The sequence below is a fragment of the Crossiella sp. NPDC003009 genome, assembly GCF_053591555.1.
The window spans coordinates 1-16,234 of sequence record NZ_JBSFUA010000056.1 but is presented as its reverse complement, the minus strand read 5'-3'; the positions used below and the strand labels follow the sequence as shown (position 1 = coordinate 16,234).

Here is a 16,234-nt window from a genome sequence, read left to right as displayed (position 1 = left end):
TGACGTAACGTCAAGTTCAAGCCAGAACCCACATCACAGCCACCCGTGGTCCCGCGCGATCCGCGCCGCCTCCGCCCTCGTCCGCGCCCCGAGCTTGGCCATCGCCGAGGACACGTAGTTGCGCACCGTGCCAGCCGACAGGTGCACCGCGGCCGCGATCTCCGCCGCCGTCGCGGTGTCGTGCACCTGCCGCAACACATCCAGCTCCCGCTCGGTCAGCGGACAGTCCGCCTCCGCCAGCGCGTCCGCCGCGAACTCCGGATCCACATACCGCAACCCCGCGTGCACCCGCCGGATCACCTCGGCCAGCAGTGAGGCGGGCGCGTTCTTGGCCAGGAACCCCTTGGCCCCCAACGACAACGCCTGCCGCAACACGCCCGGCCGAGCGTGCCGGGTCAGCATCACCACCCGCACCTTCGGGAACTCCCGGGCCAGCCGCGCCGCCACCGCGGGCCCGTCCAGCCCCGGCATCTCCACGTCCAGCACCACCACATCGGGCCGGTGCTCGGCCACCGCCGCCATCCCCTGCAACCCGTCGGAGACATCCGCGACCACGGTCAGATCCGGTTCCAGCCCGAGCAGCGCGGCCACCGCCTGCCGGGTCAGCCGTTCGTCGTCGACCAGCAGCACCCTGATCACCCGGCCACCTCCACCTTCGGCAGGCTCGCGGTCACCACGAACTCCCCGTCCCGCGCCGCCGCCGCGAACGAACCCCCACCGCCGGCGATCCGCTCGGCCAGCCCGGACAGCCCCGACCCCCACTCCCCCGCCGCCAGCACGCCGTCGTTGCCCACCGTCAGCACCACCGACTCCCCTTGCGCGCCAAGGGTGATCCAGCACCGGCTGGCGTCGGCGTGCCGCAGCAGGTTGGTCACCGCCTCCCGCAGCACCCAGCCGAACAGCTCCCGTTGCGGACCGGGCAGCTCCTCCGGCCGCGCATCCACCTCGCACCGGATCTCCGCCGAGGCCAACAGCTTCCGCGCCCCGGCCAGCTCCGCCACCAGGTCCGTGGTCCGCTGCGCGTGCGCCAGCGTGCGCACGTCCTGCAACGCACCACGCGCCAGCTCCTGCACCTCCACCATCTCGGCATGCGCCCGTCCAGGGTCCACAGTGGACAGCCGAGCGGCCAGCTCACTCTTCAGCGAGACGACCTCCAGCGCGTGGCCGAGGATGTCGTGCAGGTCCTGGGACAGCCGCAACCGCTCCCTGGTGGTGGCCAGCTCGGCGGCCTCCTGACGGGCGTTGTCCAGTTCCAGACTGGACCGCCACAGCCGCACCGAGGTCTCCTGCATATAGCTGGTGGTGCCGATCACCACCCCCGCGAGCACGGCCTCCCGGACCATCTCCGGCACCGCGTTGGCCTGGCTGACCAGCAGCACCAGCCCCGCGGTGACCAGCACCACCGCCACGATCACCGGCCAGATCAACCGGGTCGGACGGTTGGCCAGCAGCTCGGCCGCGGCCAGGCCGGGCAGCACCGCCCACAGCACGCCGGAACTCAGCCAGAGCGCGGCCAGCACGGTGAGCGCCACCCCGAGCACCAGCAGCGGCACCCCGGTGCGCAGCGGCCGGACCCGCCACGGGTCGCGCAGCACGCTCAGCGCGCCGGGCAGGAACACCGCGTTGAACACCGCCCAGCCCACCCCGAGCACCACCAGCTCGACCGTGCCCCCTGGACCGCCGTTGAGCGCGGCCACCGGCGGGAAGATCACCGCGAGGAACGCGACGCTGTACAGCGAGTCCCGGCTGTGCCGCCGCAGGTGCCCCAGCGCGGCGGACTCCGGCTCCTGTGCCCGACTGCCCTTCACACCCAGAAACTAGCAGCGCCACCGGCCCGCCGAGCAGCGCTGATGACACCTGTCATGCCCTGGCACGACACCCGTCACCCCACCCCCTGACAGCGCACACTGCCCGCGCGGCCCCCGGCTGCCTAGCTTTGTCGCCATGAACGGCAACGTGATCGAGGTCGAGGACCTCCACTACCGCTACGGCGAGTTCGCCGCGGTGCGCGGGATCAGCTTCACCGTGCGCAAAGGAGAGACCTTCGCCCTGCTCGGGACGAACGGGGCGGGCAAGACCACCACGCTGGAGGTCGTCGAGGGCTTCCGCCGCCCGGCGCAGGGCCGGGTCCGGGTGCTCGGCCTCGACCCGCACGCCGACCGCTACCAGGTGCAGCCCAGGGTCGGCATCATGCTGCAGAACGCGGGCCTGGTCGAGGAGCTGACCGTGGCCGAGACGCTGCGGCTGTGGCAGAAGCTGTCCAGCCGCACCGATGAGGTGGCCACCGCACTGTCCAGAGTGGACCTGAGCCACCGGGCGGACATCCAGGTGGTCAAGCTCTCCGGCGGCGAGCGGCGGCGGCTGGACTTCGCCATCTCCACCTGGGGCGCGCCCGAGCTGGTGGTGCTGGACGAGCCGACCACCGGCCTGGACCCGGAGTCGCGGCAGCGGCTGTGGAGCCGGGTCGGCGAGCTGAAGGAGCGCGGCAGCACCATCCTGCTGACCACGCACTACCTGGAGGAGGCCGAGGCGCTGGCCGACCAGGTGACCATCATGCACAGCGGGGTCGCGCAGATCTCCGGCACGCTGCACGAGGTGCTCTCCGGCCGGCCGGCCAGCATCGTCGCCGACCTGCCGCCCGGCGCCCCCGCCCTGCCCCAGCTGAACGGAACGGCCACCGTGGACCTCTCCCGGCTGCGGGTGGAAACCCTTGCCCTGCAAGAAGACCTCACCACGCTGCTGGTCTGGGCCCGGCAGCACCGGCTGACACTGGAGAACCTCAACGCCAGCCCCGCCTCGCTGCACGAGGTGTTCCTGGCCACCTCCGAGAAGGGATGACCGGCATGCGTGCCGCTGTGCTGCTCGGCCTGACCGAGCTGAAGTTGGTGCTGCGCAAGAAGATCAACGCGGCATCGGTGCTGGGGGTGCCGGTGGCGATGTGCGCGGTGGCCTACTCCAACGACCGCCCGGACAACGCGGCCGGCTGGGGTTCGATCTTCGCGCACGCCTTCATGATCGTGCTGCTGGTGTCCACCTTCCTGGTGAGCACCACGGTGTTCACCGCCCGCCGCCAGTCCCTGGTGCTCAAGCGGATGCGCACCGCCGAGATCACCGACTCCGCACTGGTGGCCGGCATGATCACTCCGCTGATCGTGATCACCCTGGCGCAGATGGCGGTGTACCTGGGCTTCTGCCTGGCCATCGGCGCCCCGCTGCCGGAGAACCCGCTGCTGGCCCTGGGCGGCATCCTGCTGGGCACCGCGGTCGCGGTGCTGGCGGGTGCCGCTACCGCGAGCTTCAGCAGTAGCGTGGAGGTCACCCAGATCACCGCGATGCCGGTGCTGGTCGCCGCACTGGGCGGCATGATCGCCACCTTCTCCGACTCCGACCTGGCCCGCACCCTGGGCATGCTGATGCCGCTCAACGGCCCCACCGACATGCTGGCCAAGGGCTGGGGCGGCGGCACGGCGGGCATCCAGCTGACCGAGCTGCCCCTGGTCCTGCCGGCCGGGATCGCGCTGTCCGCGGTGGTGCTGGGGATCATCACCGCGAAGTTCTACAAGTGGGAACCACGCTAGGAAGTAGACGCGACAACGCCCGTGCGCCTGGGACAGCTCAGGCGCACGGGCGTTGCCCGTTGCTTCAGGACCTCTGCTCAGGCGGGCACGGCCTGGTCCGTCACCAGGGACGCGGTGGGACGTTCGGTGGCCAGCAAGATCGAGTCCAGGATCTCGCCCACCCGGACCGCCGTGTTGGACAGCAGCGTAGAGGTGATGCCGTGGCTGCTCTCGGTGGCGCCCTGCAGGTAGATCCCGGCCCGCACACCGTCCTGTGTGGACACCCGGTAGTCCCGGTCCACGCGCAGCTCGCCGCGCTCGTCCCGGTGGCAGTGCTCGCCCAGCTCACCGAGCAGCGACAGCGGGTCGACCGGGCGGTAGCCGGTGGCGTAGACCAGCACGTCGGCCTCGATCACGCTGAGCTCGCCGGTGGGCAGGAAGCGCAGCACCGCGCGCACCCCGTTCGGCGTGGCGTGCACCTCGGCCATCCGGGAGATCTTGTGGATGTGCATGCGGTGCACACCCCGGACCTTCTCCTGGTAGACCCTGGCGTAGAGCTGGTCGATGAGGTCTATGTCCACCGCGGAGTAGTTGGTGCCGCGGTGGTAGTTCAGCAACATGCGCTTGACCTCGTCGCTGGCGGAGAAGAAGTAGTCCACCGCCTCGGGGTCGAAGATGCCGTTGACGAAGGCGCTGTCGTCGGCGGGGGCGTAACCGTAGCGGGCGAACACCGCGTGCACCTGGGCGTCGGCGTAGCGCCGGTGCAGGTACTCGGTGGTCTCCGCGGCGCTCTGCCCGGCGCCCACCACGATGAACCGCTTGGCCGCCGACTCGGGCAGGTCCGCAAGGCGGTGCAGCAGCTGCTGGTTGTGCCAGACCCGTTCGGAGACAACGACCTCCGGCGGCAGGTTGGGCTGGAGACCGGCGGCCAGCACGAGGTTGCGGGCCCGGTGCTCGACCAGCCTGCCGCCCTGCCGCACCACCACGTCGAAGTGCTCGATCGCGCCGTCGGCGGCGTGCACCGGGCGCAGCGAGACCACCTCGCTGTCGTAGGAGACCAGGTGCTCGAACCGGCCGGCCACCCACTCCAGGTAGTCGTGGAACTCGACCCTGGTGGGGAAGAGCATCTTGTGGTTGATGAAGTCGGCCAGCCTGCCCTTGTCCTGCAGGTAGCACAGGAAGCTGTGCGGGCTGGTGGGGTTGCGCATGGTGACCAGGTCCTTGAGGAAGGAGACCTGCATCGTGGTGTCCTCGATCAGCATCCCGCGGTGCCAGCCGAAGCGGGCCTGCTTCTCGAAGAACGCGCCGCGCAGCTGCCGCTGGTCGGGCTGTTGCTGGTTGCGCTCCTCCATCGCCACGGCCAGCGCGAGGTTGGACGGGCCGAAACCGATGCCCACGAAGTCCAGGACCGGAATGTCTCGTTCCTCGGTCGCAGTCGACACACTTGCCCCTTCACTGCCGAGCCACGGCACTGGAAACTTAGGTTAGGCTTACCGAAACAATCAGTCGCGCCCCTGTCAAGCTCGCACCGCCCAGATGCCGCGCAGACCACAGTCGCCCTGTCGAACTAGGTGTTTAGCCTAACCTAAGTTAGCGTTGCCTACCAGAACCGTCCGATCTTGAGTGGTGGAGGCAGCCGGTGCCGCTCGAAGCGCCAGCCAGACAGGACAACGAGCAGCTCACGGTCGACCTAGTGGCCGATCCGCTGCTCGCCGCCACCCGGCTGACCGAGGCGGGACTGACCGAGACGCACGTGCTCTACGAGCGGGACGGCGAGTTCGCGGTCGCCCTCGGCGCGGTCGCCCGGATCACCGTCACCCGCAGCCAGATCAGCCTGGTCGCCGGCGGCCTGCGGCGCAGCCAGCCGTGGCGGCGCACCCCGCTGGAGGACATCGGCGAACTGCTCGCCGAGGTGCCGCTGGCGGGCTGGCGCGCCTACGGCTGGGCCGGGTTCGAGTTCGCCTACGCGCACGCCGGCCTGCTGGACCAGGTGGGCGAGGAACCGTTGCTCCACCTGGTCATCCCGGCCGTCGAGGCCAGGCTCAGCGCGGGCGCGGCGACCATCCGCGGCACCGATCCCGCACTGCTGCGCAAGGTCGCCGACCTGCTCGCCCAGCCGATGACCGAACCCGCCTACCAGCCGGTCCCGGTGGAGCTCGGCGAAGCAGGCGCCGCCCAGTACCGGGCCGCGGTCACCGGCGCGATCGAGGAGATCCGCCAGGGCCACCTGCAGAAGGTGATCCTCTCCAGAGTGGTGCCGGTCGAGCAGCCGGTGGACCTCGCGGGCACCTACCTGGTCGGCCGCCGCGGCAACACCCCGGCCCGCTCCTTCCTGCTCGACCTCGGCGACATCCGCGCGGCCGGGTTCAGCCCGGAGACGGTCCTGGAAGTGGACGCCAACGGCAGGGTCACCACCCAGCCGCTGGCCGGCACCAGGGCGCTGACCGGGTCGGCCGAGGAGGACCAGCGCCTGGAAGCGGACCTGTTGCAGGACAGCAAGGAGATCTACGAGCACGCCATCTCGGTGAAGGTCGCGCACGACGAGCTGGCCGAGCTGTGCCGCCCCGGCAGCGTCGAGGTGCACGGGTTCATGTCCGTGAAGAAGCGGGGCAGCGCCCAGCACCTGGCCTCCACGGTGACCGGCGAGCTGCCCGCGGGCGAGGGCCCCTGGGGAGCCTTCGCCGCGCTGTTCCCCGCGGTCACCTCCTCCGGCGTGCCCAAGCGCGCGGCCTACGAGACCATCGCCCGGCACGAGGCCGAACCGCGCGGGCTCTACAGCGGCGCGGTGTTCTACGCCGACAGCGACGGCACCCTGGACGCGGCGCTGGTGCTGCGCACGGTCTTCCAGCGCGCTGGCCAGACCTGGCTGCGGGCCGGGGCCGGCATCATCGAGCAGTCGGACCCGGACCGCGAGCTGGAGGAGACCTGCGAGAAGCTGCGCAGCGTCGCCCCGCACCTGGTGCGCGGCAACTAAAGCGTCGGCCAGGGCCGCTGCTCCGGCCGGAGCTGCTCGAAGGCGCGCGCCATCCGCAGCACGCCGAGGTCGTCGAAGCGCCTGCCGGTGATCTGCACGCCGATCGGCAGGCCGTCCGCGCTGTACCCGGCGTTGACCGAGGCCGAGGGCTGCCCGGACATGTTGAACGGCACGGTGAACCCGATGTGCTCGAAGGGTTTCGCCGGATCGTGCACCGGTGAGGCCTGGTCCGCGCCGAAGGAGACCACCGGGCACACCGGGCTGAGCACGAAGTCCAGCTCGCGGAAGGTCCTGGTGGCCGCCGCGCTCATCACGTCCATCTGGGCGAAGCCCCGGTACACCGACACACCGTCCACTTCGGACTCACCGAACACCCAGTCCCTGATGTAGGGCAGGATCCGCTCGATCCGTTCCTTCGGCAGCCCGGCCAGGTCGGCGGCGAACCTGGTGCGCCAGAAGCGGTTCAGCCCGGCCAGCATCTCGTCGGTGAGGAACGGCCGCACCGGCGTGACGATCGCGCCCGCCGCCTCGAACGCGGCCGCCGCCGCGCGCACCGCGGTCAGCACCTCCGGCTCCACCGGCAGCCCGGCCCCCGCCTCCTCCAGCAACCCGATCCGCAGGCCCTTGACCTCGATGTCCAAGTCCTGCCACGGAATCTGGGCCGGCGGCAGGCTGGTGAAGTCGCGGTCGTCGGGCTGGGCCAGCACCGACATCAGCAGCGCCGCATCGGCCACCGTGCGGGTCAGCGGGCCCGCAGTGCGGCCGGGGAACGGCGGATCCACCGGCACCCGGCCAAAACTCGGCTTGTGCCCGACCAGTCCGCACAGCCCGGCGGGCAGCCGGATCGAGCCGCCGATGTCGGTGCCCACGTGCAGCGGCCCGTAGCCCGCGGCCGCGGCGGCCGCCGCGCCGGAGCTGGAGCCGCCGGGGTTGCGGTCCAGCCGCCACGGGTTGCGGGTCAGCGGGTGGAAGCTGGACAAGCCGGAGGTGAGCATGCCGAAGTCCGGCATGGTGGTCTTGGCCAGCAACACCGCCCCCGCCTCGCGCAGCCGGGCCGCGGCCGGCGCGTCCTCGGCCGCGGGCGCCAGCTCGGTGGCCGCGGTGCCCAGCGGCACCGGCACGCCCTTGGTGGCGATGTTCTCCTTGATGGTGACCGGAACCCCGTCCAGCGCGCCCTGCGGCTCACCGCGCCGCCAGCGCTGTTCGGCCTCGCGCGCCTGGGCCAGCGCGCCGGCCGGGTCGGGGGCGTAGAGGGCCTGGACACTCGGCTCCCAGGCCCCGATCCTGGCCAGCACCGCCTCGGTCACCGCCACCGGCGACACCGCGCCGGAGGCGTAGCCCGCGAGCAGTTCCACCGCGGTCAGGTCGGGCAGTTCGGTTGTCATCCCGGGTGTTCCTCTCAGCTGGCTGGCGGGTCGAAGCGGCCGTCCACGGCGGTCCAGCCGCCGTCGACGCTGAGCACCGAGCCGGTGACGTAGCTGGCCGCCTCCGAGGCCAGGTACACCACCGCGCCCGCGAGCTCCTGCGGCGTCGCCCACCGGCCGAGGGCGTTCTTGTCCGCGTATGCCTGGTACCACTCCGGGCTGTTCTTGATCTGCTGGGTCAGCGGCGTCTCCACCACGCCCGGCGCGATCGCGTTGACCCGCACCCCGGACGGCCCGAACTCTGCGGCCGCGGTCCGCAGCAGCTGCACCATCCCCGCCTTCGTCGCGGCATAGGCGCCCTGGCCGGGTTCCACGGTCACCGCGCGGATGGAGGAGAAGGCGATGATGCTGCCCCGGCCGCGCTTCACCATGGCCCCGCCGAAGGCCCGCACCACCTCGAAGGTCGCGGTGAGGTTGAGCGCGATCACCCGGTCGAACTCCGCGCGGCTGTAGTCCAGCAACCGCTTGCGCACGTTGGTGGCCGCGGTGAGCACCACGATGTCGATGTCACCGATGCTCTCCGCCGCACTGGCCAGCGCGGCGGAGTCCAGCACGTCGACCTGCCGGGCGGTGGCCGAGGGGCCGATCAGCTCGGCGGTCTCCCGCGCGGTGACCAGGTTGAAGTCGGCGCACACCACCTCGGCGCCGTGCCCGGCCAGCGCCCGCGCGGACTCGCGGCCGATGCCGCTGCCCGCGCCGAGCACCACCGCGGTCTTGCCGTCCAGCCGGAACAGGCTCGAATAGTCCACTGTGGACACTCCTCACTCGAAGCGGGCCAGCGAGCGCGCCAGGTTCGGCGCGGCCGCGATCAGCCCTCGGGTGTACTCCTGTCGCGGTGCGCCGTAGACCTGCTCGACCGGTCCCAGCTCCACCAGCTCGCCCCTGCGCAGCACTGCCACCGTGTCGCACACGTGCCGGACCACGCCGAGGTCGTGCGAGACGAACACCAGGGTCAGCGCGAACCGGCGCACCAGATCGTCGAGCAGGTTGAGGATCTGCGCCCGCACCGACACGTCCAGCGCGCTGACCGGCTCATCCGCGATGAGCACACTGGGCCTTGGCGCGAGCGCCCGCGCGATGGAGATCCGCTGCCGCTGCCCGCCGGAGAACTGGTGCGGATACCCGCGCGCGGCATCCGCCGGCAGCCCGACCGCGGCCAGCAGCTCGGCCACCCGCGCCGCGCGGCCGGGAATCCCCTGCACCACCAGTGGTTCGCTGATGATCTCGCCGACCCGCAGGCGCGGGTTGAGCGAGCCCATCGGGTCCTGGAACACCAGCTGCAGCTCACGCCGCAGGAAACCCAGCCGCCGCTCGGGCAGGCCGGTGACCTCCTTGCCCTGGAACCGGATCGAGCCCCCGGTGGGCCGGTCCAGCGCGGCCAGCAGCCGCACCAGGGTCGACTTGCCGGAACCGGACTCGCCGACCACGCCGAAACGCTGACCCGCCGCGATGTCGAAGGACATGCCGTGCAGGGCCGGGATCTCCGCGCCCGGCCGCAGCAGCGAGGTCCGCCCGCGCCGATAAGTGCGGCGCAGGTCGCGGACCTGGATCAGCGGTTCACTCATTGCCAGCCCACTGGATCGTGCGCAGCCGCCCGTGCTCGTCCAGCGACTCCAGGTCGGAGGCAGCCAGCAACCCCGCCGTGTAAGGGTGCCGCGGACTGGTGAACAGGCCGGGCAGCGTGCCGGAGTCGACCACCCGGCCGCCGTGCATGACCAGCACCCGCTCGCACATGTCCGCGACCACGGCCAGGTCGTGCGTGATGAACAGCAGTGCGGTGCCGCGCTCCTCGGTGGCCGTGCGGATCAGCGCGAGCAGCTTGGCCTGCACGGTGACGTCCAGCGCGGTGGTCGGCTCGTCGCAGATCAGCACGTCCGGATCGTTGGCCAGGGCCATCGCCAGCAGCACCCGCTGCCGCTGCCCGCCGGAGAGCTCGTGCGGATAGGCCCGCGCGGTGACCGCCGGATCGGGCAGCCGCACCTGGTCCAGCAGCTCCACCGCGGCCGCCCGCGCGGCCCGCCTGGCCCTGGTGCGGTGCAGGGTCATCGCCTCCGCGACCTGCCTGCCGACCCGCATGGCCGGGTTGAGCGCGGTCATCGGCTCCTGGAACACCATGGCCAGCCGCCGCCCGCGCACCCTGGCCAGCTCCCGCTCCCGCAGCCGCAGCAGATCACCGTCCACACCGGACAGTCGAACCGACCCGCTCGCCGACACCCCTTCCGGCAGCAGCCCGAGCACGGCGGAGGCGGTCAGGCTCTTACCGGAACCGGACTCGCCGATCAGCCCGAGCCGCTCGCCCCTGGCCAGGGTGAAGGACACCTCGCGCACCAGCGTCCGGTCCACAGTGGACACCGTCAGCCCATCGACGCTCAACACGCTCATCGGCGGCTCACCAGCCTGGGGTCGAACCGGTCCCGCAGCCCGTCGCCGAGCAGGTTGAACCCGAGCACCGCCACCGCGATCGCGATCCCCGGCGCCAGCGCCAGCCGCGGCTCCACCGAGAGCAGCTCCTGCGACTCCTGCAACATCCGGCCCCAGCTCGGCGTCGGCGGCCGGGTGCCAAAACCCAGGAAGGACAGCGCGGCCTCGGCCAGCACCGCGATCGCGAAGGACACCGAGCCCTGCACGATCACCAGCCCGCCGATGTTGGGCAGCACGTGCCGCACCGCGATCCCGGCCCGCCCGCGCCCGGCCGCCCGCGCGGCCAGCACGAACTCGGTGCCGCGCACCTGCGCGGTGCCCGCCCTGGCGATCCGGGCGAAGCCGGGCACCGAGGCGATGCCGATGGCGATCATCGCGGTGCCGGTGTCCGCGCCGAAGACCGCGCCGAACATGATGGCCAGCAACAGGGTCGGGAAGGCCAGCAGCAGGTCGTTGGCCCGCATTACCAGCTCGTCCAGCCAGCGCGGCCCGAGCGCGGCCAGCACCCCCAGCGGAGTGCCGACCAGTGCGGCCGCGCCGACCGAGACCAGGCCGATCAGCAGCGTGGTCTGCGCGCCCACCATCAGCTGGCTGACCACGTCCCGGCCGAACCGGTCGGTGCCCAGCCAGTGCTCCGCACCCGGCCCGAGCAGCCGCAGCGTCGCGTCCACCAGCAGCGGATCGTGCGGGGTCCACACCAGCGACAGCAGCGCGGCGGCCAGCACCAGTCCAATGAGGACGGTGCCGGCCCACAGGCTGGCCGAGCGTTCGGCGCGGGCGCTCACGTGGCCTGCCGCAGCCGTGGGTTGAGCACCGTGGACAGCACGTCCACCGCGAAGTTGACCAGCAGCACCGCGCACACCAGCACCATCACCACGTTCTGCACCACCAGCAGGTCCCGTGCCGCCACCCCGTCCAACAGCAGGCTGCCCAGTCCCGGCAGCACGAACACCCGTTCCACCACCACCGCGCCGATCAGCAGCGTGGTCAGCTGGAGGCCGAGCACGGTCAGCACCGGCGCCGCCGCGTTGCGCAGCCCGTGCCGCAGCAGCGCGCTGAACCTGGTGTGCCCCTTGGCCCGCGCGGTGCGCAGGTAGTCCTCAGTGGACACGTCCAGCACCGCCGAGCGCACATACCTGGTGAGCACCGCGCCCTGGATCAAGCCCAGCGACAACGCGGGCAGCACCAGCCCGCGCAGGAACTCGGCCGGATCGCGCACCGGCGGCGTCCAGCCACCAGCGGGCAGCAGCTGCCAGCGCACCGCGAACAGCTGCACCAGCAGGATGCCCGCGACGAACCCCGGCACCGCCAGCCCGAGCTGGCTCAGCCAGGACACCGCGACCCCACCGGCCCGCCGCCGCGCCACCGCCGCGTACACCCCGGCGGGCACCGCGATCAGCAGCGCCACCAGCATCCCGGCCCCGACCAGCCACAACGTCACCCCCAGCCGGTCGACCAGTTGCGGCCCGATCGGCTCCCTGGTCACGTAGGAACGGCCGAACTCGCCGGTGACGAACCCGCCGAGCCAGTCCAGGTACTGGGCGACCAGCGGCCGGTCGGTGCCGAACTCCCGCCTGGTCTGCTCCACCAGCTCCGGCGAGGCGTTGAGCCCGAGCGCGACCTGCGCCGGATCACCGGGCAGCACGGCCAGGAAGCCGAACACCACCACCGAGGCGACAACCATGCTGAGCAGCAGGATCGTCGTGCGCCGGAGCAGCCGCGGCAGCATGCCCGAGGTCACTGCCTGCCCAGCCGGGCCAGGTCGAAGGACTCACCGACCTCGTTGAGCGGCAGGCCGGTGACCTTGGTCCTGGCCACGATCAGCATCGGGAACAGGAACAGCCAGCAGGCCGCGGCGTCCTCGGCGATGGTCCGCGCGACCTGCCGCATCGCCCGGTCCTGGGCCGCGGCGTCGCCCTTGTCGGCAACGGTCAGCAGCTGGCCCACCGCCGGGTTGTCGTAGCCCCAGTAGTACTTCGGGTTGCCGAAGCTGGCGATGTCCCTGGCCTCAACGTGCTGCACGATGGACAGGTCGAAGTCATGCTCGGTGAACACCTGCTTCAGCCACACCGAGGGAAAGTCCACCGGCTCGATCCGCACCATCACCCCGACCTTGTCCAGGTAGGACTTCACCACCTGGGCGGCGGAGACCGCGTACGGCAGGTTCGGGATGCGCAGCCGCAGGTCCAGCCCGCTCACCCCGGCCTCGTGCAGCAGGGTCCGCGCCCGGTCCGGGTCGTAGGGGGTGACGCCGGTGAGGTCCTCGTACCAGGGGTCGGTCGGCGGCACCATGCTGCCGATCAGCGTGCCCTTGCCGCCCCAGGCCAGACGCAGCAATGCGGCCCGGTCGATCGCGTGGGTCAGCGCGCGCCGCACCCGGACGTCGTTGAGCGGGGCCCTGCGGTTGTTGAAGGAGAGCACGACCTCGCCGTTGGTGGTGCCCTCGATCACCCGGAACCGGCGGTCCTGGGTGAACTGCGGGATCGAGTCCGGCGCGGCGACGGTGGAGATCACGTCGATGCCGTTGCTCAGCAGCGCGTTGTTCAGCGCGGTCGGATCGCGGTAGTACTTCAGCTGCACGGTGGTGTAAGCAGGCCGCTTTCCCCAGTAGCCGTCCCTGGCCCGCAGCACGATGGAGTCACCCCTGGTCCGGGAGAGCACCTCGTACGGCCCGGTGCCCACCGGCCGGGTGCCCAGCTCGTTGACCCCGGTCGGGCTGAACATGGCGCCGACCCGCCCGGTCATCGCGAACAGCCAGCCGTTGCTCGGCCGCTGCAGCACCACCCTGGCGTGCAGCGGCGAGACCACGTCGACCTGCTTCAGAACGTCCATTGTGGACTTCAGGGAGACCGCCCAGTCGGTGCGCACCCGCTCCAGGCTGAACTTCACGTCCTCGGCGGTGAACGGCGCCCCGTTGGCGAAGCGCACGTTGGGCCGCAGCCAGAAGTCGTAGACCGTCCCCTCCGGACTGATCTCCCACTTCTCGGCCAGTCCCGGCACGATCCGGCCGCTGTCGTCCCGCTTCACCAGCCCCTCGTAGACGTTGCCGAGCAGCACCTGCGAGATCGCGGCGCCGTCGGTTCGGGTGAAGTCGAAGTTCTGCGGCTCAGCGGTGAATCCGATGCTGACGGTGTTCGGATCGGCTGGCGCGGTGGCCAGGTTGCCTGCCGTGCAACCGGCGAAAACGAGGCTGAGGACGAGAAGCGACGCGACACCGCGCAGTCGGCTCGATGATCGTCGCATGTCGGCACACTACGGCTTTCACCGACCGTTGGCCGCCCCCAACGGGTGCAAATCCGCAGTGAGTCCGGTGGCATCTGTCATCCCGGGTTAGCTTGCGCAGAGAAGGCGTTGTCAGTACTGGGGTAGGGAGGTTGATCGTGGAGGGCAACGCATCAGTACAGCTCGCCCGGCGGTCCGCACCGCCGAAGCCGGGCGCCGAGGTGCCGCTGCTGGCCTTCGCACCCCGGGTCGGCCTGCAACTCGGCCACCGCTGCCTGCACCTGTTCCTCTCCGGCGGCCTGCGCCTGCGCGCCGAACCCGCCGTCGACGGCCGCACCCGGCTGCGCGTGCTGGGCTTCCACCTGCTGGCCGACCACCCGCAGCTGGGCAAGGTGACCATCACCCGCACCGAACCGGACTCCGCGCCCACCAGCCTGGTCGACAACGGCGGCGCCGAGCTCCCCGGCGTGAGCGCGTTGTTCCTGCACTGCGCGGTGGACATCGAACGCTCCCCCGGCTCGGGCAGGCCACTGCGCCTGCGCACGGCCACGCCATTGCAGCTGCTCGGCCGCGCCCGGACGTTCCCGCCGGTCAGCGAGCCGTTCCGGTCGCATCGGATGGTCGAGCTGCTCCAGTTCGGCGAGTCCGCGCCGGTGGGTTCGCTGGACCCGTTCCGGGTAAATCTGGGCGGCTGCTGAACCACGCGCCCAGCCGCCGGCGGGTGCCCTCAGCCGCTGATGCCCAGCGGGCGCGACTGGCCCCGACCTTCAGCGGCGGTGACCTCGATCCCGGTGCCGTGCACGATGAGCCTGCCCTTGCCGCGCCGCTTCGCCGAGTACATCGCCGCGTCGGCCAGGCCGAGCAGCTTGTCCGCGGTCAGGTCGTGCTCGAACACGGTCAGGCACACCACGCCGATGCTCGCCCTGGCCACGTGCTGCTGCCCGGCGATCGCGTACGGCACCTGCAGCGCGGCCAGCACCCGCTCGCCGACTTCCTCCGGCGGGTACTCGGTGCCGTCGAGCAGCACGCCGAACTCGTCGCCGCCGAGCCGGGCCACCGTGTCGGTGGCGACCACACAGCCGCGGAGCCGTTCGCCGACCGCGCGCAGCACCGCGTCACCCGCGGCATGTCCGAACCTGTCATTGACGGCCTTGAAGTCGTCCACGTCGATGAACAGCAGCATCAGCGGCCGGTGTTCCTCGATCCGGCTGTGGATCGCCTTGGCCAGCCGGTCCCGGAAGACGACCCGGTTGGCCAGTCCGGTGAGCGAGTCGTGGTAGGCCTGGTACTCCAGCTGTCGCTGGCTGTCCTGCAGGCGCTTGAGCAGTCGCATGTTGTCCGCGGAGGTCAGCAGCTGACGGATCATGATCAGCCCGACGCAGAACAGCCCGAGGTAGACCTGCCAGATGCCGAGCTGGATGCCCAGTGCGGTGCCGATCGCGATGAACACGCCGGTGATCACCAGCGGCACGTACGGCACCACCAGGTGCAGGTAGTCCCCGGCCTGTAGCCGCACCGACTCCCGCGCGCCCGGCTTCTGCTCCACCGGCGCCCACGGCGCCAGCGCGAAGACCAGCGTGCCCGCCATGAAGCCGATGTCGGCGATCGGCGGCACGTGCCCGGTGCCCTTGGAGATCAGGTAGGCGAACAGCCACCCGGAGGCGGACTGGCAGGCGAAGGAGATGCTCAGGAACACCACCGGCAGCTGCCGGGCCGGCAGGCGCACCCGGGACAGGGTGGCCACCACACCGAGCAGCACCACGTAGGCGGCCGGGTGGATCAGCAGCGTGATCATCCCGGCCCCGCCGTTGAACCAGGACCGCGGCGCCCCGCTCGGGATGGCCGAGGCCACCCAGACCAGGAAGGACAGCGAACCGAGGATGATCAGCGCGTCCACCAGCAGCATCGCGCCGCCGTAGCGCCGTTTCATCACCGGCGCGGCCACCTCGGAATGCTCGCCCCTGGCGAACTCGACCACGCCGGCCATGGAGAGCAATGGCGCCACGACAAAGGCGACCGAGGCGAGAATGGCGATGGTCCGGCTCATCCCGAACACCGAGCCGACGGTCAGCGCCCCCAGCCCGAATGCCAGGCCGACACTGGCCGCGGCCATCCACCACCGCCACCTGCGCCCGACACCGGTGCGGCCGCGTGCGGTCCAGGCGTATCCGAACACCGCGAACAGCGCCGCCACCAGCTGGAACGCCTTGTCCGTGATCATCGATGCCCACCAGGAGAGCATCCCCGAGCTGGTGACGACCACCAGTAGCGCCAGCCCGGCCAGGGCCGTCGTGGTCAGCACACGGAACGTTCGTGCGGCCATTGCTCCAGCCGTCGACTAAAGCGCGGATATGCAGGGACCGGACCACTGTAGTAATACCCGCAAGAACTGTCGACCTGATCGGGTGACAAGAACACCCATGACCGGCAATGTGCAACATGCACTCTGCGAATTTCGGTCAATAAATTCAATGCACAAATGGGAAAAGTGAAAAAGCTTCCGGCCCCGGGGCGAACCCACGGGGCCGGAAGCCTCATCAAATTTAGTTCGGCGGCGTCCTACTCTCCCACACACTCACGCATGCAGTACCATCGGCGCTGGAGGACTTAGCTTCCGGGTTCGGAATGGGACCGGG

The 16,234-nt window shown here is 71.1% G+C and carries 15 protein-coding genes and 1 rRNA gene; 4 read left to right on the top strand and 12 right to left on the bottom strand.

All coding sequences use genetic code 11. From position 1 onward, the window contains the following. Positions 1–33: 33 nt before the first annotated feature. Complete coding sequence (locus tag ACWDY5_RS36045) at positions 34–639, bottom strand: response regulator transcription factor (RefSeq protein WP_449726602.1); 606 nt, start codon at positions 637–639, stop codon at positions 34–36. Further along, positions 636–1,808 (bottom strand): sensor histidine kinase, encoded by a 1,173-nt coding sequence (locus tag ACWDY5_RS36040; protein WP_449726601.1) that lies wholly within the window; start codon positions 1,806–1,808, stop codon positions 636–638. The genes ACWDY5_RS36045 and ACWDY5_RS36040 overlap by 4 nt, the downstream gene beginning before the upstream one ends. 136 nt (positions 1,809–1,944) lie before the next feature. Between ACWDY5_RS36040 and ACWDY5_RS36035 the strand changes: the two genes are divergently transcribed. Together ACWDY5_RS36035 and ACWDY5_RS36030 are read left to right on the top strand one after the other, a co-directional pair. Continuing rightward, positions 1,945–2,838, top strand: coding sequence for an ABC transporter ATP-binding protein (locus tag ACWDY5_RS36035; RefSeq protein WP_449726600.1), 894 nt, complete (start codon positions 1,945–1,947; stop codon positions 2,836–2,838). A 5-nt stretch (positions 2,839–2,843) separates the two neighbouring features. Beyond that, complete coding sequence (locus tag ACWDY5_RS36030; RefSeq protein WP_449726599.1) at positions 2,844–3,578, top strand: ABC transporter permease; 735 nt, start codon at positions 2,844–2,846, stop codon at positions 3,576–3,578. A gap of 77 nt (positions 3,579–3,655) precedes the next feature. Here ACWDY5_RS36030 and ACWDY5_RS36025 read toward each other — a convergent pair whose 3' ends face one another. Next, positions 3,656–4,999 (bottom strand): lysine N(6)-hydroxylase/L-ornithine N(5)-oxygenase family protein, encoded by a 1,344-nt coding sequence (locus tag ACWDY5_RS36025; protein ID WP_449726598.1) that lies wholly within the window; start codon positions 4,997–4,999, stop codon positions 3,656–3,658. 197 nt (positions 5,000–5,196) lie between these two features. On the opposite strand from ACWDY5_RS36025, the gene ACWDY5_RS36020 reads away from it, so the two are divergent. Continuing rightward, positions 5,197–6,531 carry a salicylate synthase gene (locus ACWDY5_RS36020; RefSeq protein WP_449726597.1) on the top strand — a complete coding sequence of 445 codons (1,335 nt, stop codon included), beginning with the start codon at positions 5,197–5,199 and terminating at the stop codon, positions 6,529–6,531. On the opposite strand, the gene ACWDY5_RS36015 is transcribed toward ACWDY5_RS36020, so the two are convergent. From ACWDY5_RS36015 to ACWDY5_RS35985, 7 genes are read right to left on the bottom strand one after another with little or no spacing between them, the layout of a single operon-like run. Continuing rightward, a complete protein-coding gene (locus ACWDY5_RS36015) occupies positions 6,528–7,916 on the bottom strand; it encodes an amidase (RefSeq protein ID WP_449726596.1) in 1,389 nt (462 codons plus the stop codon). The genes ACWDY5_RS36020 and ACWDY5_RS36015 overlap by 4 nt on opposite strands. A 14-nt stretch (positions 7,917–7,930) precedes the next feature. Beyond that, positions 7,931–8,704: an SDR family NAD(P)-dependent oxidoreductase gene (locus tag ACWDY5_RS36010; RefSeq protein WP_449726595.1), complete on the bottom strand. Its 774-nt coding sequence runs from the start codon at positions 8,702–8,704 to the stop codon at positions 7,931–7,933. A gap of 12 nt (positions 8,705–8,716) precedes the next feature. Next, positions 8,717–9,520, bottom strand: a complete 804-nt coding sequence (locus ACWDY5_RS36005) for an ATP-binding cassette domain-containing protein (protein WP_449726594.1) — start codon at positions 9,518–9,520, stop codon at positions 8,717–8,719. Then, complete coding sequence (locus ACWDY5_RS36000) at positions 9,513–10,337, bottom strand: ABC transporter ATP-binding protein (RefSeq protein ID WP_449726593.1); 825 nt, start codon at positions 10,335–10,337, stop codon at positions 9,513–9,515. The genes ACWDY5_RS36005 and ACWDY5_RS36000 overlap by 8 nt, the downstream gene beginning before the upstream one ends. Beyond that, entirely contained in the window at positions 10,334–11,161 is an 828-nt protein-coding gene (locus ACWDY5_RS35995; protein ID WP_449726592.1) for an ABC transporter permease, read from the bottom strand. The genes ACWDY5_RS36000 and ACWDY5_RS35995 overlap by 4 nt, the downstream gene beginning before the upstream one ends. Next, the gene (locus ACWDY5_RS35990) at positions 11,158–12,105 is read right to left on the bottom strand and encodes an ABC transporter permease (RefSeq protein ID WP_449726591.1); all 948 of its coding nucleotides are present in this window, start codon (positions 12,103–12,105) and stop codon (positions 11,158–11,160) included. Before ACWDY5_RS35990 ends, ACWDY5_RS35995 begins: the two co-directional genes overlap by 4 nt. A gap of 8 nt (positions 12,106–12,113) precedes the next feature. Continuing rightward, positions 12,114–13,619, bottom strand: a complete 1,506-nt coding sequence (locus ACWDY5_RS35985; protein WP_449726590.1) for an ABC transporter substrate-binding protein — start codon at positions 13,617–13,619, stop codon at positions 12,114–12,116. A gap of 137 nt (positions 13,620–13,756) precedes the next feature. Between ACWDY5_RS35985 and ACWDY5_RS35980 the strand changes: the two genes are divergently transcribed. Next, entirely contained in the window at positions 13,757–14,296 is a 540-nt protein-coding gene (locus ACWDY5_RS35980) for a hypothetical protein (protein ID WP_449726589.1), read from the top strand. Between the two features lie 29 nt (positions 14,297–14,325). Here the strand turns inward: ACWDY5_RS35980 and ACWDY5_RS35975 are convergent, their stop codons facing one another. Further along, positions 14,326–15,921 carry a diguanylate cyclase domain-containing protein gene (locus ACWDY5_RS35975; protein ID WP_449726588.1) on the bottom strand — a complete coding sequence of 532 codons (1,596 nt, stop codon included), beginning with the start codon at positions 15,919–15,921 and terminating at the stop codon, positions 14,326–14,328. A gap of 223 nt (positions 15,922–16,144) precedes the next feature. Then, positions 16,145–16,234: ribosomal RNA gene (rrf, locus tag ACWDY5_RS35970) — 5S ribosomal RNA — on the bottom strand; the annotation flags it as partial.